Below are 18,495 nucleotides of genomic sequence, written 5' to 3' on the forward strand. Positions count from 1 at the left end.
CGAATAGATAGACATTTTTTCAGGAAGAGGAAAACGCAAGATGCAATATGATTACGATTTGATCGCCATCGGTGCCGGCAGCGGCGGCTTGTCCGTCGTGGAACGCGCCGTCGAGTACGGTAAGAAGTGTGCCGTGGTGGAAGCCAAAAAAATGGGCGGAACCTGCGTGAACATCGGGTGCGTGCCTAAGAAAGTAATGTGGTTTGGTGCTCATATTGCAGAAGCGCTCCGTGATGCGCCGGACTTCGGGTTCCACGTGGAACGCAAAGGGTTCGACTGGTCGGAATTGGTAAAGCGTCGTGAAAACTACATTTCCAATATCACCACCTGGTATGGCGGTTACATGAAGGATTTGGGGATCGATGTTCTGGAAGGCTGGGGCAGTTTTGTCGATGCGCACACTGTGTCGGTGGATGGAAAAATCGTTACCGCCGAAACCATTGTGATTGCGCCGGGCGGCACGCCGCTGATTCCGAATGAGACCGAAAACGCCGACTTGGGCATCACTTCCGACGGCTTTTTCGCTTTGCAGGAGCAGCCGAAAAAAGTGGCGGTCATCGGCAGCGGTTACATCGCGGTGGAAATTGCCGGGGTTTTGCAGGCGTTGGGCACCGAAACCACCTTAATCAGTCGTAAGGATTTGGTCTTGCGCGGTTTCGACGACATGGTGCGTGAAACTTTGACCGATGCGATGATCGAAAGCGGTATTCATAAGGAATATCACTTCAAGGTCAAGAAACTGATCAAAGCCGAAGACGAGACCTTGATTATCGAATCGGAAGACGGTCAGCACCTAGAAGGCTTTGATGAAGTGATCTGGGCCGTCGGACGCCAGACCTTGACTGAGCCGTTGGCCTTGGACAAGGTCGGTTTGGAAGTCAACGGACGTGGATTTATCGACGTTAACGACTATCACCAGACCGATGCGCCGAATATCTATGCCATCGGTGATGTCACCGGGCAGGCGCAGTTGACGCCGGTGGCCATCCGTGCCGGGCGTTATCTGGCAGAACGGTTGTACAACAACCAGCCGCAGTTGAAAATGGATTTGTCCAAAGTGCCGACGGTGGTGTTTTCGCATCCGCCGGTCGGGACCATTGGGTTGGCCGAACATGATGCGCGCCGTGAATACGGTCACGACAATGTTCAGGTCTATTCATCGGTGTTTACACCGATGCGTTATGCCTTTACCGGTCATCAGATCAAAACGGCTTTGAAGCTGGTTTGTGTTGGTGAAGAGCAAAAAGTGGTCGGCATTCACATCGTCGGTGACGGCGCGGATGAAATGCTGCAAGGATTCGCGGTGGCCGTGCAAATGGGCGCGACCAAAGCGGATTTGGATGCGACCATCGCCATTCACCCGAGCTCGTCGGAAGAATTGGTGACCATGCGTCCAATGATTTTGAAGTAGTTTTCTTTTTTAGTTAAGTTTTGGGCATGCCTCCGTGCATGCTTTTTTTATGCCTGCCTTGGTGTCATAATCCCTTCCCTTTCTTGTTTTTAGGTGCTAAGTGTTGAAATCCGACTGTTAAATCAAATACTTGTACATCGGATTAATAAGCGGTATTATTGGATTTTAATATTAATGATTCTCATTTCATGAGATCGACGGCGATTATAACTTCACCTGAGCCCAGTCAGCTTTGCTTGAACGACCAGGACTTGCAAGGTTTGGACGTTTCGGAGTCTTTTGGACGACTGAGACTGGTCTCCGAATACTTATCTCCGCAGCTATATTGTTCAACATTTGAGTGCGATTTTTGTCGGCCCATCCGGCTCTATAGGGAAAGCGAATGGATGCTGGACTTTTTGTCGTTCGGGTATATTGAATCAGGTCGAAGCTTATATTGGATACAAGGCTGGCGTCACACGGAAGTTTTTACTGAGGGCCATTTTTGTGTTACTTATTCACCGACGACCAGCGGGTTTTCCGAGTATCGTGAACGGATGCCATCGCGTGGTCAGGGTATTCAAATTGGCTTAGAGATATTTCGAAATTTTATTTCCAAAGACCCGCGTCGGGAAATCCAGCGGCTATTTGCACCAATTTTGCCCGACACTCCCCAAGCCTTATTGTTAAGTGGGCGTATGACGCCGAAAATGAAAAGGTCGTTACATGATTCAACTCAAAAAGCAATGACGACATTTGAGTATCAGGCACGAATATACGAATTATTGGATTTAACGTTGGATGCGCTTTTGCAGCAGTCTGCCGGCTTCAAAGAAACGGCTTTTCGTTTAACTCCAGAGGATATCGAACGTCTGGAAGCGGTCAAGCACATTTTAGCTCGTCACCTGCAAGCCCCGCCCACTTTAGTTGAATTGGCCAGACAAATCGGGTTGAACGATTTTAAATTGAAAAAAGGATTTAAATTCCTGAACCAAAAAACCGTATTTGAATATCTGTATGATTACGCATGCAAAAAGCGGCTCAGCTGCTGATAGAGCAAACGGGTCCAATCATTGACGTTGCGTATCAGGTCGGCTATTCAAACCACGGCCATTTTTCGGTTGCCTTTAAAAAATATTTCGGCTGCTCTCCGTCTAAGTTTCGTTGGTAGCCAGAAGGAAAGCCTTCGGTTTTTTATAGGCTTTAGTAAGCCCTGGCTGAAACTCTTTTTATGAGTAGCGCGAAATAATAAAATGATTATGGTTTATTTTTATTGATTTGATGAGATTCTAATGAAGAAAGAACTTAATCTAACGCCGCTATTTTTAATCAACGTCCTAAGTATTGCTGCAATGATGTCGTTTATCGTCATTATCGGCCCTATTGTAAGATTACTGGGCATGCAAGAATGGCACGGCGGTTTGCTGGTGGCGATTGCCGGGCTTATCTGGTTAATGAGTGCACGTCGTTGGGGAAACACCAGCGATGGTTGTGGGCGAAAACCCATTTTAATATATGCCATCGCCGGATTTGCCGTCAGTTATTTGCTTTTAGCGGTGTTTATCGATTATGCGGTAGCGTCTTCCGTCAGTGTGGTCATGGCTTTGATCTGTCTGGCTGTCTTGAGAGGTTTAATCGGCGGTTTTTATGCGGCCATTCCCACCGTCAGTAGCGCCTTGATTGCCGATCATTTCTCGGCTAAAGAACGTACATCCAAAATGGCGGTTTTGGGCGCTGGAAATGCATTCGGCATGATTTTGGGCCCCTTGGCCGCCAGCCTGGTTGTGACTATTTCATTGGCCGCCCCTATGTATTTGGCGGCTTTGTTGCCGTTAATCGCTTTATTTGTCGTTTGGAAAGGTTTACCCAACGAAACGGTTGAAAAATCGGCACCGGTGCCAACGGTTAAATTATTGGACGCCCGTTTACGACTACCGATGGTCACAGCCATGATTGCCATCAGTACCGTCATTACCGCTCAAATTTCAGTCGGTTTTTTTGCTATTGATCAGTTGAAGCTATCGGGCGCGGAAGCCGCTAGAATATCCGGTTATGCCATGACGGCTGTTGGCGTCGTATTGGTGTTTGTGCAGATTGTGATGGCAAAAATGCCGCACATCACCCCAAAAGTCTGGTTGGCGATTGGTTCATTTTTGGCCGCTACGGCAGTATTTTTGATGCTGGAAGTTTCGCAACCAATTCATTTGATTCTGGTCTACGGTTACGCCGCAATCGGTCTTGGGTTAATATTTCCCGCCATGCAAGCCATGGCGGCCAATTCGGTCACCGCAAAAGAACAGGGGGTCGCTGCTGGCACTTTGGGCATGGCACAAGGGTTCGGCATGGTTGTTTCGCCCATAATTGCAACGCTTGCTTATGATGTATCGCCTTTCTTCCCCTATGTGCTTTGCGGCATTTTTCTTTTGTTATTGGCGGTTCTGGCTTTATTGCACAAACCCTCACATCAGGAAGAAGAAGCCGAAGAAGTTTTTCAGAAAGAGGCCTAAAACACCAGGCCTGGTATTTTTTCATTTTGATCCAAAAAGTCTTGACCATGACAGCCACACAACATTCTTGGCAATCCAATTGCCCAACATTCAAGCAAACTCATCATCGCAATGATTTTGGTTAAGGTCGTCATGTTTGCTAAAGTCGTGGCCGGCTTGCTCCATCCGATTATTGAAGTGCATTTATGCCATTGTTGCAAAGGCAAGTCTTAAAGGCTGAGCGCTTTAAAGAGCTGACTTTAAGAAGGGGGTGTTTTGTCCGGCGAAATGCGCTTCAGTGTTCCGAGGTTGGTCACGGCCGTATCCGGCCCGGTGAGAGTGTAATGCATGGTCATGCCTTTGGCCATGCCTTCCAGGTAGGTGACGAGTACGGTCTGGTCGCGGACTTCGTAACGCACTTTTTCCACGATGCCGTTGGCTTCGGTTTCACTGTCCCGAAAGGTGATGACCATGTCGGCATGGCCCGTCAGTTGCCAGGTTCCGGCCAAAGGACCGGGATTTGAATGAGACGTGCAGGCAATAAGGCTGAAGACCAATAGGCTCACGATCAAACCGATGAAAGTCGTACGCATGGGAATGCCTCCATAGACGGTTGCGGTCATATTAATACACCGGCACCAACGAATAACCTTGCGCCTGCCAGCCCATTACCGATAGAAATCCAGAACGTACCGGCACAATGCCCGGCAGCAGAGTGTCGTTGTCCACATTGAAATAGGCCGTCGCAGTTGAGCAGGCTTCCATCTTCACGCCGATGTCTTTTAAACGGGCGATTTGGTCTGCAATGCCTTTTAGAGTGTCGCCGTATTCCATTTCAATGTTGTCGGCCGGTTTGGTGGTAATGAACTGCACCGCCGATGAAATAAAGATAATCCGAAGGTGCGGTTTCACCTTCTCTTTTAGCAGATTATTGTAATTGGATTCAATCCCTTTTAAGTAAGATAGCATGACATTTGGGTTCGCCTTGCGCACATCGTAGAGGGTGTAAATCTCGGTAATACCCTTCAAAGCCGCCTGATTGTTGAGGTTGACGTCTCCGGCCTGGGCCGTCAGGGTGTGAAAACTCAGCAAGCTGAGCGCGGAACCGATTAATAGTGTTTTAAGGGTTTGCGTGGGGGAGGCCATGATTTTTCTCCTGTGAATCATAATCATTAAAATCCATTGTATTTTAGCTTGGTGTATTTGGTCATAATGCGCAAAAAACATGAAATTTATAATGGGTTTTTAACGTTAATAATTTATTATCATTTGATAATAAATATCAATTATGATAGATTCTATCACTCAATCCAATCTAATTTAAAAATCCAAAGTAGATTACTTTCGGTAACTGTGTAATGACAAATGTTGATGATAAACTGAAAACCTATCTGCAACACCGGTCCTCAGCCGTTGATTATGCGACCTCAATCACCGGCTGCCGAGAAGTGGCGGAAGATTTGGTGCAAGAAGCGTATTTTCGGTTTGTCTTAAAACCGGAGTCGCCAAGTCAGCCAGTCGCTTATTTATATCGAACGGTACGAAATCTCGCGTTGGATTTGACTCGGCGGGTCTCGATTGAAACGCGTCATACGCAGGAAGATTCTATTCCTTGGGTGGTGCCGATGGCGATATCGCAGCCGGAAAGAACACTTCAAAATCAAGATGAACTACATCATATCCTCCAACTTTTGGACCGGCTCCCTGAAACGAGCCGTCGAGCTGTAGAGCTTTATCGTATTGAAGGGCTGACACTGGAACAGGTGGCCGAAGAACTTGACCTCTCTATCTCATCCATTCATCGTTTAGTGCGCGACGCCATGGTTAAAGTCACCCAGGAAATGCTTGAAAACGACGAGTCTTAAGTACGGATCCCCCCTTTTTCCTGCCGATATGAAAAAAAACCAAGGCTGAAACGTCTTAATATACAATACAGCCAAGCTTTCTACGGTTTTTAAGCGCAATACAGCATGAATACGGACAAACACAAACCTGAAAAGGTCGACAAACAAGCTCTGGAAGAGGCTTTTGATTGGCTCATTAAGCTTGAAGCCCAGCCGGATGACGATGCCGTAAAGCAGGCCTGGTCAAATTGGGTGGAAAAGAGTGAGTCCCATCTTCAGGCCTGGCAAAAAGCCGAAAAAACCTGGCGTCTTACGGCACAATTGCCCAAGCTTGAACCACAAAAATCGCTTGCCTCCGCTTCGATAGCAGCAGCATCAAAAAGAACCCCAACCCCTTGGTCGCAACATAAAAAAAGTTGGTTTGCTCTAGGGATGGCCGCATGCCTGGCGATTTTTACCTTGCCAACCCTGAAGTTGCACCTAACGGCCGATTACATCACCTCAACCGGAAAAATCCAGCAAATCGAACTCGAAGATGGCAGTAAAGTTTATTTAAGTGCAGCCAGTGCCATTGCAACCGACTTTCACGCCAATAAACGAACCGTTAAATTACTGGAAGGGCAAGCCTTCTTCGAAATCACCCATAATGCGCAAAAGCCTTTTGTGGTCGAAATGGATGGTTTGCAAGTGACGGTGTTGGGAACCGCCTTTGATGTGCGGGAAAGTGATTCCGTGTATGCCATTACCGTTCAAAACGGACAGGTTAGTATCGAATCACCGGCGCGGCAGGAGGATAATCGTTTCCAGCTGTCAGCCGGTCAGCGATTGACGGTGCAAAGATCGACCGGTCAAACCCTATTGTCTAAAATTAATCCTCGTGATGTGGCGCTTTGGCGGGAAGGCGTTTTGTTCTTAGAAGAAACCACCGTTAAAGAAGCCATTGAAATCTTACAACGCTATTATCCCGGTGAAATCGTATTAGCCGACTCAAGCATGGAATACAAAAAAATCACTGGGGTCTATAACCTAAAACAGCCGGAAAAGGCCTTACATGCTTTGGTAGCACCTTTCCAGGCTCATGTGCATCGTGTTCCCGAACTCATCAGCATCGTTACGCTCTGATATTTCGTAAATAACCCATCATAATTTTTTATTTTTTTACATTTTCTTGTGAAAAAAATCGTCTGTCCTCTCGTCTTTAAATAAAAAAGAAAATATTTCTCATTTATATTTAGGAAAAATGAAGGACATTTGCCGATATGGGCGCAAGAAAAATTCAAATCATCAATGTCAGACTTTTAATTTTGGCATTGATACTGATTTTAAAACCTACGATGAGTTATGCGGCGGGAAAAAATCAAGTCGTGAACTTCGACATTCCAGCCAAACCACTGGCTTCTGCATTAAAAGATTTTGCCCGCCAGTCCGGTTTGCAGGTTTCGCTGGACGCCAGCATTGTAGCTGGAAAGAACGCGACTGCAATTAAAGGAGAGCGTTTGCCTGGAGACGCGCTTTCGCAATTACTTTCCGGAAGCGGTTTGAAATGGCGTTACACCGATAATGGAACCATTTTGGTTGAAGCGCCGAAATCTCGTACCTCTATTCTAAGTGATGGCTCTACCGAACTCGGCACTGTTTTCGTTCAGGAAAAAGAAGACCTGCACCAACAGATATACGATGAACCCAGTAGTACAAGTATTATCGGACGTACTGAAATGGATCGAAACGGTCCTAGGCATGTCTCTGAAATTCTTCAAACTACGCCGGGCGTTGCAACGGTTACCAATGAACAAAATCCAGGCGTTGCCGTTCAAGTTCGTGGATTAAAAGACTTCGGTCGCGTCAATATGAATATTGACGGTATGCGCCAGAACTTTCAGCGTAGCGGACACCAGCAACGCAATGGCGAAATGTTTTTCGATACGGAGTTTCTTTCCATGGTTGAAATATCCAAGGGCCCCAGCTCCGATGTAGGGGGTGCGGGTGCAACCGGTGGTGTGGCAACCTTTAGAACCATAGAAGCCAATGATGTAATTGCCAGTGATGAGCGTATCGGTGGCCGTTTAAGAGCCAATACCGGCGTTGGTGGTTGGGCTAACGGGCAGGAACCTTCCGGCAGTTTGGCGTTAGCTGCCAGACCAACTGAAAACACGGATGTTCTGTTGGCTTACAGCCAGAGAAATTCCAGCGAATATGAACCGGGAAAAGAAGGCAATGCCATTCGTACAACTGCTGGTTATGACGTACCAGCTAATGTTGTCAATGGTACAGGCCAGGATATGGAATCTATTCTCTTTAAAGCTGGCTGGGACCTTACAGAATACCAACGTCTTAAATTTACGTTTATCAATACTGAAGCAAATTATAAAGAAAGTGCTCAACAAAACAACAGCCAAGCCTACAAAGCTTATACGTGTACAAAACAGTTCTATATTGATGCAGGCTATTGTGACGATTTTGAATACGACCCCGAAGATGTCTATCCCATTTCCAGCACCAATAAAGTAAAAAACCAAAATTATGCTTTGGATTATCAATACCAAGGAAACAGTCCCTATATTGATCTGGCCGCTAAAGGCTACTTCGTTACCACTAAAAACGACTATGAAGCCGTCAGTCAAAGCGTCCACACCAAAACCCAGACCGATACCATTGGTGGTTTTGCTAAAAACAGCACCTACTTTGAATTGGGCGAACAAACCGATATGGATTGGTTGTTCGGTATTGAAGGGTTTCGGGATACCACAACGCCCTCAACAGATTCCACAACCCTAACCGGAGATCAGATTACAGCGGCAAATGGCGTTACGCCAAAAGGTAACCGTTATATTATCAGTGCTTTTACCAGCGCCTCTTTGCATTATTCCGATTGGCTGGAAGTTACGCCTGGCGTGCGTTACGACTATTATCGACTTTGGGGCGTGACAAATTATCAAACGCCTGGAAAAAACGATTATTACAGTGTGGATGTTGATCATACGCAAGGAAAATGGCTTCCGACGTTAGGAATCGCCGTTACACCTTGGCAGCCTTTGCAAATATTTGCCAATGCAGGCCTAGGGTGGCGCCCTCCCGCCATTACCGAAACACTTATTTCTGGTGCAGCGCCCGGGCATTCCATTGCAGTCACCAGTTATCCTAATTGGAATTTGAAGCCAGAAGAAACCCAAAGCTGGGAAGTCGGTTTCAACCTTAATTTTGATCGAATTTTTACGGCCAGAGACAGTTTTAAATTCAAGCTGGTGCACTTCAATTCCGATACTGAAAACTATATTTTTCTAGCCAGTGGCATTGGCACACCGGGTGCCAATATGCCAAGCCTGTTCAGTAGCATGTTTGCCAATTCTCTGGACACCATCACCTTTAAAGGCGAAGAGCTCAGTCTTAATTACGATGCCCGTGTTTGGTATACCGGTTTGGAAATCACCCGTATGGAACGTGAAGGCGATTTAGTAACCACTTACTATCCGGCAGGCGGGGCGCCCGATGAACATTATGTGAACAATTGGGTCGACTCTTCTATGTACTATCCATTGCCACCTGAATACACTGGCGCACTCACTTTGGGAACCCGTTTGTTTTCACAAACCGTCGATTTGGGAATGCAGCTTCGCTATACCGATAAATCCGGTTCTCCAACTGGAAAGGATTTTGAAACCTATGAATATATCGATTCATCTTGGGTACTCGATTTATATGGCGACTGGCAAATCAATCAAGATTTAAGTGCCGGCTTCAACCTCAAAAACGTAATGGATCGCCAATATATTATGGCCAGTGGTGATGCACTTGTTAAAACTTACGCTCCCGGACGAGCTCTAACCGCACATATGCAATGGAACTTTTAATGAAAGGTTTTGAATACAGAAAAGGATTGAGAAAGGTTTGCAATCAGGCAGGCGTTGCCGCGCCCGCCTTATGCAAAAACGGCCTTGCATTTTGCAAGGTTTTAACCGAGGCCATGTGGCCTTAAACGAATCGGTCGATTTTGATTAAACGTTAAAGCACGCCAATCTTTCACATTTATCGGAAATGAGATTGAGGTGAATTATAACGATTCTGTCAAAAAAGACCAAACTTTAGCCATTAACTTACTCAAAGGAGATTTAATTATGGCGATTAATATCAATTACGGGGATTTTTCCGGAACAGGTGTAAACGGTCTTTCAGGCTATCTAAACTGGGTAGAAGCCAATTATTCTGATCCTGAACATGCCACGACGAGCGGTTTCAGCACCGCCGACTCTAGTTCAGTGACAGTTGGTTCAACAACCAGTGCCGCTTATGTTAACGACAATCAATATGCCGGTCAGAATGTTGATGCTTTGAACGATCCAGTCGTTTCTTGGGTTATTCAAGCTGGAGATGTTGCTGATGTCTGGAATGGAACCGGCTCAGAAATTGCAGCCAATACCTATACGCTGGACAATATTGCCTATAGCTTATTCAGTTCACCGGAACATACGCTGTGGGGAAACATTGAAAGCATCGATTTTGGTGTTGATTGGGCAACTGGCGGCGGTGAATATACCGTAACCGATCCTCACTTAACTATCTCAAACATCAGTGATGCCGCCGATAACTACGGCCTATTGGATACCAACGCAAATGGTATTTACGATGCGGTTAACGATTATACCAATGGTGATAACCTGACCCACAATATCGTATACGGTCTTATGGGTGGTCAAGGTGGTGCTGCCAGCACCGATGCTCTGCAGGATGCATTTGATGACTATGGTACCGAAGTCGAAGGAACAAATGTTGATGAAGAGTTCGATCCATACAATGCTCAAGATACCTTTATCTTGGGCGGCGGCGATGATCTTATCAATGCCGGTTTCCAAGTCGGTTCCGGCGGCGATGTTATTAATATTGATGACATCAACAGTTTCGCAAATGCGGCCGCTGCTGTTACTGCGGTTGACTACGATACTGACCCTGGTAATGCGCTTCTTACTTATTATGAAGGGTTCACGGCGCATACAGTTGAAATCACGGGTGTTTCATCTGGCCTAACTACGGATAACTTTGTTGTTTAATTAACCTTTGGGGCTGCCTTTTTAAGGCGGCCCTTTTTTATTTTCTGGAGAAGAAATATGTTTTCCAAACGTATAATCAGCACTCTGTTATTAACGGGAATCAGTTTCAGTTTGCAGGCTGCCCCCTCGGTTGAGAGAGTTTATTCCACCGATCAAACGGATATTGTACTCACCAATTTTATTTACGGTTCAGACGGCCGTCTTTACGGCAAATATATCGACTCATCCTCATCTATCCTCTCTATTTTATCGATGGAACCCGATGGCAGTGACCCGCAATTGGATGAAGCCGACTTTTACGGTAATTCTGCCACCCCTTTGGTCCGCAATCATCGCGGGCAGATTTTTTTGGGGCACACAGTGGAAGGTAGCTGTCCTGATGTTGAGTACCGTGATGATGGATCGGGTGAAATTAGCAGCCGAACCTATGGTGCCATTATGAAATACACCCCTTGGGCGGAAGAGGCTTCGGAAAGAATGGTGGATATGACGACCAATCTGGGCGCGGCCATTTGCCCAACCGGTAATATGGTGGTGGATAACGACGATAATCTTTACTTTATCAGTGAAGCAAGTGGCGATTCAGAAATCGAGCCAGTTACTCGTATTTACCGTTTAAGCACCGAAGGCGAACTGGATATTATCAAAGAATTTGTTGTGGACGCGGAAGGCGACAATGAAGCTACCGCCTTTGCAGAAGGCTATGAACCCGTCAACTTATTCATCGATGCCGATGGACAAACGATTTACGGCATAAATACCGAGGGGGGCAATAAAAGTTTTGAAAGCGGTGGCACCACTTTTAGAGTTGGAACCATTTTTAAAATCGATACCGCCAATAATTATGACTATTCGGTACTCCGCCAGGCTTATATTCTGGAAGACCCAAGTTTAGACTCTGGAGCATGGTTAACCACCACTAACGATAAACTTTATTATATTACCGATGGTCATCCGGTTGTCGATGGTGGTGATGGAATACTCAATAGCCTGGATTTATCTTCCGGGGATGCCGCGACCATTGATGCTTCCTGGGTAAAGGTTGTGGATTTTGAGGGCACTTCTTCGCCAATGGGTAATTCACCGCGTAATTTGCAATTGGGCATGGATGGAATGATTTATGGCACCACTTATAAGGGCGGAAGCAATATAACAACAAACTCTAGCGGTGAGGGAACCTTATATAGGCTCGACCCCGTAACCGACACATTTGAAACCCTCTATGAATTTAGTTCTGAAAACGATGTAAAGGCATTTCCGGGCAGTCTTAGCCCTGTCAGTCCTGACGGTAACTTTTTTGGTCCAACCAACACCGCTTCAGGCAGTACGGTGTTTAAAGTTGATACCGATATTACCCCAACCGCACCGGTTATTACCGCCTTTTGGACGGAAACGCCTGAGTTGACTTGGGAGTCAGGGGCTTTGCAGGCCACTTTGAATTGGAATGTCACTAACCCGTCAGGTGATTTGAGTGCTGTGACGTGCAGTGCCGGTGGCGATTGGAGCGGTACCTTGTCGGAGCTTACCGATGCCTCTCAAACCGTTAATATTGGTAAAGAGGGAACCAATGAATTTACGCTGACGTGTGATAACGGTACGGCACAAACAACTCAAACGCTAAGAGTGCTGGCTTCCGGTATTCCGGACCCAGTGTCGATTATTGATTTCCGTTCCGATTTGTACGACGTTCAGCAAGGTGAAAGCTTTACCATTAGTTGGGAAACCGAAAATGCCGCCAGTTGTGAAACCAACTGGGGGACTTTGAATACTGAACAGGCCGCCAGCGGTTCCGAGGAAATCACAAGAGCGCCGGGTGAGTACACGTATGAGTTGACTTGTACCGGTTTAGGAGGCGATGAAGTTTCGGCTACGCCACTGACGATTACGGTCGAAGTTGGCGATTCCATAAACGCCAGCTCAGGCGGTGGAGGCGGCGGAGCCTTTAATCCGCTTATGCTGTTGCCGCTGGCATTACTGGCGGCCATCCGTCGTCGTCGAGTGTAACGAAGCCTTTCATTAACCTCTAAATCCTTAAACCACCAGGCCTGGTGGTTTAAGCGCTTTAGGGGGCTTTTAAGCTCTTTTAAAGGATTTATTATGAAATCTAAAATCCCTGTTTTCAGTATCTCTCAGTTTCGCGATCAATTAACAATGTTAATGGACGTGGTTCGTCATCAACCCATTGTCATTAGTTATTACGGCAAACGGGCGGCGGTGGTGCTGTCTCATAAAGAATATCAGCGATTAATTGCAAACAGTCAACAGTAACGCTTTTCATCCTGTTTATTCAAACCCAACCCCGGCAAGCCGGGGTTTTTGTTTTTTGCGTATTTAAAAATCGATTATTTATTTGGATCATGCTGTACTTTTGTCAGAAAAAGTGATATTTTTTCTGACAAATGGAGAGCGGTTTTATGCAAGTAACAAGTGTTATTAAAAATAAAATTCATCAAATAGAGTTGGGAGAACCTTTTACAAATGTTCGCTTTTTGAAGCTGGGTTCTCGTGCGGCTGTGGACCAGTCTCTATCTAGATTGGTTAAGCAGGGTGTTATTCAACGTGTTGCAAGAGGTGTATATGTTCGCCCTAAGCAAAATCGTTTTATTGGGAGCGTGACACCGGCTGTTTCAGATGTGATTGAAGCGATCGCAAAGGAACATGGTGAAACGGTTCAATTGCATGGTGCTGAGGCGGCTAGGCGTTTTAAGTTGACGATGCAGGTTCCGACGATTCCTGTGTATTACACCAGTGGTTCGGCCAGGGTTATCAAGGTTGGAAACCTTAAAGTGAAATTGATGCATACGAATAGCCGAAGAAAGCTTCAGTGTGCCGGTAAAAAACCAGGATTGGCCTTGTCTGCGCTTTGGTATTTAGGTGCAAAAAATCTAACATTAGAGGCTATTGAGCGGGTTAGAAAAGGATTAACCGAGGGTGAATTTGAAACCTTATGCGGTCTGGATATGCCGGCTTGGATGAAGGATAAGATTGAGGTTTATACGAGTGAGGCGCTAAATGCCTGAGCATTATTTTGATTTAACACCTGGTGAGCAAAAGGAAATTTTACAATTTTCCGCTGCGAAATTAGGGCGTGACGCACTTGTTTTGGAAAAGGATATTTGGGTTTGTTGGGTATTGGGGGCGTTGTTTTCAATTCCGGATGCTCGCCCAATGGCCTTTAAAGGTGGTACGTCGCTGTCTAAAGTGTATGACGCGATTAATCGCTTTTCCGAAGACATAGATATTACGCTGGATTATCGTTCGTTTGAGGCGTTTGATCCTTTTTCGGGGGCGACAAGTAACACTCAGTTGAAAAAGTTTAGCCAACGTTTGAAAGACTATGTAAAACATTATGCGAATGATGTGGTTGTTCCTTTTATTCAAACAGAACTGAACAGACTGGGTTTTTCAGAAATGTGTTCGATTGAAGTTGATGATACGGGTGAAAAAATATGGGTGAGTTATCCGTCTGTTATTGAAGCGCGGGATGAATACCTGAAAAGTCAGGTTTTAATTGAGTTGGGTGGCAGAAATGTCATTGATCCGAATGAGTGCCACAGCGTTGAGCCCTATGTATCACCTCTAATACCTGATCTTGTTTTTCCAAAGGGTTTGGTTACCGTTCTGTCTTCCGAAAGAACTTTTTGGGAAAAGGCGACACTGATACATGTGGAATGCAACCGGAACAAACTTAGGGAAAATGCGCAACGTTTATCACGCCATTGCTATGATTTGGTGATGCTGTTTAGGCATGATTGTGGTCAGAACGCAATACGAAATCGAGGGTTGCTTGAAGATGTGGTTCAACATAAGAAAATATTCTTCAATGCAAGTTATGCTCATTATGATGCTTGCTTGAATCAGTGTTTTAATCTTTTGCCTGAAGCAGACAGTTTGCGCGAGCTCAAACTGGATTATCAAAGAATGATTGATGCCGGGATGATTTATGAAAACGCACTTTCATTCGATGAAGTGGTTTCGACTATTCAAGAAATTGAAAAGATCATTAACGCTGGATAGCTTAGAAAATTAGTGGTGATTTATTTTTTAGCACTAATAATCTTTAGTTATCAGGGCTGATTCACAAAAAATCCGTGATTAGCGGCTGAAAGAGCAGGTAATCATGCGGTTTACATCATTCAATGTAGCGCCCTAAAAATCTTAAGTTTTAAGAGGTTAATTTTATGGATAAAAAACTTGAAACGTTCAGCAAAGCTCTTAGCTTGTTGTTTAAGATCGGTATTACGACGGGAGTCGCCGTCATGATTTTTTACAGCTGGGGCATTGGCTATACGCCAAGAGACATTACTTTTGGCGATGGTTTGATGTTCATTATGTTTGCAATGAGCTTTGGTATTGTGTATTTATTTTTTATCGTTTCTTTAACCAATCTGGGACGGGTTGTTTGGTATGCGATACAGCGTACTATTGATTATTTTGTTAAGCGATTTAAGCTTTCTACGAAAATGCCAGAAAAAATAAAAGATTCTTTTTCTAAACTTAGAATTGAAACACCATCTTTGTGGATTAGTGTAGTTTTTGCTATTTTGGGTGTGGTATTGATTTTGGGGTTAGGTTTCGGGAGCACTACTTGGGTGATGTGGGCAGTATTGGCTTTTGCCTTGGCAGCCTTTTGGAGTGGCTATCTGAAGAATGTACAGCAGTTATCGGCTGACAAAGAAAATGCACCTTCGGAAAATCTTAACAAGTCGACTCAAATCAATAAGGTCAATAAATATCCTTTGCTTTGGATTGTTTTAATATTGATAGTTCCAATTGCCTTGGGACAAGGAATTACCTCGACACTAATTACCGCTTCAATGGATTTGGTGAATGTCAGGGAAAACAATGTTACGGTTCATATTAAAGCTCCATACGATAAATATGTGTTGGAATATGGGGCCAAAAGTAAACCAAGCCGCTTTGGCCCTGACTATATAGAACTGGACAACGTTTTGGTATTGTTTCACGGTTTTGGAAAGGATGTTGTCATAAGGGTTAATAAAGCCAATGATCAGGAAAGTCTTGCGATTCCTAGTGACCATATTTTTGTAATTAAAAAATAACCTGGGACAACAAACATTTTGAAGATAGAAGATAGAAGATAGAAGATAAAGTTGATGTTTACGAATTTGAATCCCTTCATCAATTACTTAAAGCCTTTTGGTCTTGACGTTAAGCGAATAGTTGACGAACAATAAGATGAATTGTGTAATGAAGGTTCGCATCACCTTTAAGCTGGATTATATAAACCGGAGGTTGCGCGAGTAATGCGCGTCTTGCATGTGGATATGACTCTAGCGGCTTAAAAAGCTTAGCGTTTGAAATTAACAATCGCTAACGTTTAAATTATGCAAACAACCCGGTTTTTACCGGGTCTTTAGTTTTTCAACAGTCAAAATCTCCAGGCCTGGTCAAAATTGTAAGTCGGCGATGCTGTCGAGAATGTGGGCGTTTTCGGGTAAAAGAGCTTCATCGCTGGGTTTGTATTTCCCGGTGCGCACCAAGCTGGCTTGCAGCCCGGCATCAATCGCGCCTTGCACGTCGCCGATGACGTCGTCGCCGATCATCAAACATTCTTCCGGCTGAAATCCGGTGGAGGCCACCACCTGTTCGAAAAAGGCCCGGTCGGGTTTGCCCATAATAATGGCTTCCACGCCGCTGGCCCATTCCAACGCATGAATGAACACACCGGCATCAAGTTTAAAGCCTTCGGCATCCTTGTAATATTTGTTCTTGCCGATGCCGATTAACGGAAAACCGGCTTCCACCAAATTGAAAGCTTGGTTGAGGGTGTGATAATTCAAACCGTCTTGGGCGTCGCCCAGCAGCACGCAATTGGGGTCAGTTTGGTCGATGTCGGTGAATTCGGTTTTCAGATTCGGGTGAATTAGGCAATAAGGCCGCAGTTGGTGCTGTTGAATATACGCTTTGGCCGCTCTCGGCGCGGTGAACAATTCCGAGGGTGAAAAGTCGAACCCGAGCGTATGGAGCTGTTGCAGAATCATCTCCGACGATTGGCTGGCGGTGTTGGTGACGAAACGCAGAGTGTAGCCTTGTTCGCGTGCTCGGCGGATGGCGTCAACGGCGCCCGGAATAGCTTGGGTGCCGATGTACAGCACGCCGCTGAGGTCGAACAGAATGGCTTTGAGTGCGGACGAAAATCGAGCGGTCATAGACACCTCCGGTTGGATGGTTTCTCTAAGTTTTTATGGTACCAAAGTGTCCGCTATAAAAAAGTTTTTTACTGCTATTTCAAGGCATTGTCATAGTTTTCGCTTGAAAAAAATATCATTTTCATTAATCTGTTAAAACTGTTTGTATTGTTTTTTATACGATTGTTTACGTAACTCAAGGCATTTCTCAAAGACGAGAGCACCGATAAAGGTATCCATTGGTTGATAAGCCGTTTTGGCTTTCATAGGAGGCAAGCATGCGTCACTCGACTGTCTTGGCCGACAAGGAAGTTCGTGCTGGTACTTTGGTTTCCGGCCGCTTAGGAAAAGCGGCGGATTTTCTCGAATCTCAACTGGCGAAAGCCGGTCTCACCGTGAACGGTTCCAACCCCTGGGACCCGCAAATCCATAATGCCCAAACCTACTGGCGGGTGTTGCGCGACGGCACGCTCGGGGCCGGGGAAAGTTACATGGATCACTGGTGGGACTGCGAACAACTGGACGAAATGATTACCCGCGCCATGACCGCCAAACTGGACGAATCCTTGACCGGGCGCTGGATCTTCATCAAACATTGGCTGATGGCGCGTTTGACGAATATGCAATCGGAAAAGCGCGCCTATCAAGTTGGTGAGCAACATTATGACGTCGGCAATGACCTCTACGAAGCCATGCTGGACCCGACTATGGCCTATTCCTGCGGTTATTGGAAAAACGCCGACAGCCTGCATCAGGCCCAAGAAGCCAAGTTGGACTTGATTTGCCAGAAACTGGAGTTGCAACCCAATGAAACGGTGCTTGATATTGGGTGTGGTTGGGGCAGTTTCGCCGAATTGGCGGCGCGTAAATACGGCGTGCATGTTACCGGATTGACCATTTCGCGTGAACAGCAACAGCTCGCCGAACAGCGTTGCAAAGACTTGCCGGTGACCATTGAACTCAAAGACTACCGTAAAATGGAAGGCACGTTTGACAAGCTGGTGTCCATCGGCATGTTCGAACACGTCGGGCCAAAAAATTACGACACCTATATGCGCACCGCTTACGACTTGATGAAGGACGATGGCATTTTCGTACTGCACACCATCGGTAGCGACAAGTCGTTTTACGGCACTAATCCGTGGATTCACAAATACATTTTCCCCAACGGTTCCATTCCGTCGTTGGCGCAAATCAATCAGGCGGCGGAGCCTTATTTTGTGGTGGAAGACGTGCACAATTTCGGGCCGGATTACGACCGGACATTGATGGCGTGGCAACGCAATTTCGACCAGGCCTGGCCGGATTTGCAAGACCGTTACGACAGCCGTTTTTATCGGATGTGGAATTATTATCTGAAAATTTCCGCCGGGGCTTTCCGAAGCCGCTCCTTACAACTCTATCAAGTGGTGCTGCGAAAACGCCTGACGCCGCTGGACCCCTACCACAGCAAACGTTAATTTAAACCGTTTCCTTTCTTTATTGCCGGTCTTTTTTGGCCGGCGTTTTCTGGTTTTCATGAAAAAATAATCCGGTCTCTTCGTCTTTCTATATATTAATGATAATTCTTTTTGTTTTTAT

General features: G+C 45.7%; 17 protein-coding genes. 14 read left to right on the forward strand and 3 right to left on the reverse strand.

Annotated elements, in window-relative coordinates:
- The first annotated feature begins 40 nt into the window (after window positions 1–40).
- The 4 genes from gorA (at window position 41) to AC0KH7_RS00240 (ending at window position 3,897) form a co-directional block, all read left to right on the forward strand.
- Window positions 41–1,411 carry a glutathione-disulfide reductase gene (gene gorA / locus AC0KH7_RS00225; protein ID WP_472369634.1) on the forward strand — a complete coding sequence of 457 codons (1,371 nt, stop codon included), beginning with the start codon at window positions 41–43 and terminating at the stop codon, window positions 1,409–1,411.
- Between the two features lie 386 nt (window positions 1,412–1,797).
- Window positions 1,798–2,442, forward strand: coding sequence for a hypothetical protein (locus AC0KH7_RS00230; protein ID WP_472369636.1), 645 nt, complete (start codon window positions 1,798–1,800; stop codon window positions 2,440–2,442).
- Window positions 2,418–2,561, forward strand: coding sequence for a helix-turn-helix transcriptional regulator (locus AC0KH7_RS00235; protein ID WP_472369638.1), 144 nt, complete (start codon window positions 2,418–2,420; stop codon window positions 2,559–2,561). The genes AC0KH7_RS00230 and AC0KH7_RS00235 overlap by 25 nt, the downstream gene beginning before the upstream one ends.
- A gap of 121 nt (window positions 2,562–2,682) precedes the next feature.
- Window positions 2,683–3,897 (forward strand): MFS transporter, encoded by a 1,215-nt coding sequence (locus AC0KH7_RS00240; RefSeq protein ID WP_472369640.1) that lies wholly within the window; start codon window positions 2,683–2,685, stop codon window positions 3,895–3,897.
- Between the two features lie 239 nt (window positions 3,898–4,136).
- On the opposite strand, the gene AC0KH7_RS00245 is transcribed toward AC0KH7_RS00240, so the two are convergent.
- Entirely contained in the window at window positions 4,137–4,499 is a 363-nt protein-coding gene (locus AC0KH7_RS00245; RefSeq protein WP_221173935.1) for a hypothetical protein, read from the reverse strand.
- 1 nt (window position 4,500) lies between these two features.
- Window positions 4,501–5,022, reverse strand: coding sequence for a DsrE family protein (locus AC0KH7_RS00250; protein WP_472369642.1), 522 nt, complete (start codon window positions 5,020–5,022; stop codon window positions 4,501–4,503).
- 212 nt (window positions 5,023–5,234) lie between these two features.
- Between AC0KH7_RS00250 and AC0KH7_RS00255 the strand changes: the two genes are divergently transcribed.
- The 9 genes from AC0KH7_RS00255 to AC0KH7_RS00295 all read left to right on the forward strand — a co-directional run bounded on the left by AC0KH7_RS00255 (window position 5,235) and on the right by AC0KH7_RS00295 (window position 15,825).
- Entirely contained in the window at window positions 5,235–5,741 is a 507-nt protein-coding gene (locus AC0KH7_RS00255) for a sigma-70 family RNA polymerase sigma factor (RefSeq protein WP_472369644.1), read from the forward strand.
- A gap of 105 nt (window positions 5,742–5,846) precedes the next feature.
- Window positions 5,847–6,842: a FecR family protein gene (locus AC0KH7_RS00260; RefSeq protein WP_472369645.1), complete on the forward strand. Its 996-nt coding sequence runs from the start codon at window positions 5,847–5,849 to the stop codon at window positions 6,840–6,842.
- A gap of 137 nt (window positions 6,843–6,979) precedes the next feature.
- A complete protein-coding gene (locus AC0KH7_RS00265; RefSeq protein ID WP_472369647.1) occupies window positions 6,980–9,568 on the forward strand; it encodes a TonB-dependent receptor in 2,589 nt (862 codons plus the stop codon).
- Window positions 9,569–9,763: 195 nt separating this feature from the next.
- Entirely contained in the window at window positions 9,764–10,762 is a 999-nt protein-coding gene (locus tag AC0KH7_RS00270) for a heme acquisition protein HasA (protein WP_472369648.1), read from the forward strand.
- A gap of 57 nt (window positions 10,763–10,819) precedes the next feature.
- Window positions 10,820–12,766 carry a choice-of-anchor tandem repeat GloVer-containing protein gene (locus tag AC0KH7_RS00275; RefSeq protein WP_472369650.1) on the forward strand — a complete coding sequence of 649 codons (1,947 nt, stop codon included), beginning with the start codon at window positions 10,820–10,822 and terminating at the stop codon, window positions 12,764–12,766.
- Between the two features lie 93 nt (window positions 12,767–12,859).
- On the forward strand, window positions 12,860–13,030 hold the full coding sequence (locus tag AC0KH7_RS00280; protein WP_472369652.1) for a type II toxin-antitoxin system prevent-host-death family antitoxin: 171 nt from the start codon (window positions 12,860–12,862) through the stop codon (window positions 13,028–13,030).
- Window positions 13,031–13,176: 146 nt separating this feature from the next.
- On the forward strand, window positions 13,177–13,782 hold the full coding sequence (locus tag AC0KH7_RS00285; protein ID WP_472369654.1) for a DUF6088 family protein: 606 nt from the start codon (window positions 13,177–13,179) through the stop codon (window positions 13,780–13,782).
- Entirely contained in the window at window positions 13,775–14,779 is a 1,005-nt protein-coding gene (locus tag AC0KH7_RS00290; RefSeq protein WP_472369656.1) for a nucleotidyl transferase AbiEii/AbiGii toxin family protein, read from the forward strand. The genes AC0KH7_RS00285 and AC0KH7_RS00290 overlap by 8 nt, the downstream gene beginning before the upstream one ends.
- A gap of 164 nt (window positions 14,780–14,943) precedes the next feature.
- Window positions 14,944–15,825 (forward strand): hypothetical protein, encoded by an 882-nt coding sequence (locus AC0KH7_RS00295; protein WP_472369658.1) that lies wholly within the window; start codon window positions 14,944–14,946, stop codon window positions 15,823–15,825.
- A 348-nt stretch (window positions 15,826–16,173) separates the two neighbouring features.
- Here AC0KH7_RS00295 and AC0KH7_RS00300 read toward each other — a convergent pair whose 3' ends face one another.
- Window positions 16,174–16,935: a TIGR01458 family HAD-type hydrolase gene (locus tag AC0KH7_RS00300; RefSeq protein ID WP_472369660.1), complete on the reverse strand. Its 762-nt coding sequence runs from the start codon at window positions 16,933–16,935 to the stop codon at window positions 16,174–16,176.
- A gap of 257 nt (window positions 16,936–17,192) precedes the next feature.
- Between AC0KH7_RS00300 and cfa the strand changes: the two genes are divergently transcribed.
- Window positions 17,193–18,374 carry a cyclopropane fatty acyl phospholipid synthase gene (gene cfa, locus AC0KH7_RS00305; protein ID WP_472369662.1) on the forward strand — a complete coding sequence of 394 codons (1,182 nt, stop codon included), beginning with the start codon at window positions 17,193–17,195 and terminating at the stop codon, window positions 18,372–18,374.
- Window positions 18,375–18,495 lie beyond the last annotated feature (121 nt).

This window comes from Hydrogenovibrio sp. (assembly GCF_965140365.1).
Taxonomy (GTDB): domain Bacteria; phylum Pseudomonadota; class Gammaproteobacteria; order Thiomicrospirales; family Thiomicrospiraceae; genus Hydrogenovibrio.

Excerpts from the sequence above, each read along its gene's own strand:
- AC0KH7_RS00300 (WP_472369660.1), bottom strand. The coding sequence starts at position 16,935 with ATGACCGCTCGATTTTCGTCCGCACTCAAAGCCATTCTGTTCGACCTC.
- AC0KH7_RS00265 (WP_472369647.1), top strand. The coding sequence starts at position 6,980 with ATGGGCGCAAGAAAAATTCAAATCATCAATGTCAGACTTTTAATTTTG.
- AC0KH7_RS00255 (WP_472369644.1), top strand. The coding sequence starts at position 5,235 with ATGACAAATGTTGATGATAAACTGAAAACCTATCTGCAACACCGGTCC.
- cfa (WP_472369662.1), top strand. The coding sequence starts at position 17,193 with ATGCGTCACTCGACTGTCTTGGCCGACAAGGAAGTTCGTGCTGGTACT.
- AC0KH7_RS00275 (WP_472369650.1), top strand. The coding sequence starts at position 10,820 with ATGTTTTCCAAACGTATAATCAGCACTCTGTTATTAACGGGAATCAGT.
- AC0KH7_RS00240 (WP_472369640.1), top strand. The coding sequence starts at position 2,683 with ATGAAGAAAGAACTTAATCTAACGCCGCTATTTTTAATCAACGTCCTA.
- AC0KH7_RS00245 (WP_221173935.1), bottom strand. The coding sequence starts at position 4,499 with ATGACCGCAACCGTCTATGGAGGCATTCCCATGCGTACGACTTTCATC.
- AC0KH7_RS00295 (WP_472369658.1), top strand. The coding sequence starts at position 14,944 with ATGGATAAAAAACTTGAAACGTTCAGCAAAGCTCTTAGCTTGTTGTTT.
- AC0KH7_RS00285 (WP_472369654.1), top strand. The coding sequence starts at position 13,177 with ATGCAAGTAACAAGTGTTATTAAAAATAAAATTCATCAAATAGAGTTG.
- gorA (WP_472369634.1), top strand. The coding sequence starts at position 41 with ATGCAATATGATTACGATTTGATCGCCATCGGTGCCGGCAGCGGCGGC.
- AC0KH7_RS00250 (WP_472369642.1), bottom strand. The coding sequence starts at position 5,022 with ATGGCCTCCCCCACGCAAACCCTTAAAACACTATTAATCGGTTCCGCG.
- AC0KH7_RS00230 (WP_472369636.1), top strand. The coding sequence starts at position 1,798 with ATGCTGGACTTTTTGTCGTTCGGGTATATTGAATCAGGTCGAAGCTTA.
- AC0KH7_RS00260 (WP_472369645.1), top strand. The coding sequence starts at position 5,847 with ATGAATACGGACAAACACAAACCTGAAAAGGTCGACAAACAAGCTCTG.
- AC0KH7_RS00235 (WP_472369638.1), top strand. The coding sequence starts at position 2,418 with ATGCAAAAAGCGGCTCAGCTGCTGATAGAGCAAACGGGTCCAATCATT.
- AC0KH7_RS00280 (WP_472369652.1), top strand. The coding sequence starts at position 12,860 with ATGAAATCTAAAATCCCTGTTTTCAGTATCTCTCAGTTTCGCGATCAA.
- AC0KH7_RS00290 (WP_472369656.1), top strand. The coding sequence starts at position 13,775 with ATGCCTGAGCATTATTTTGATTTAACACCTGGTGAGCAAAAGGAAATT.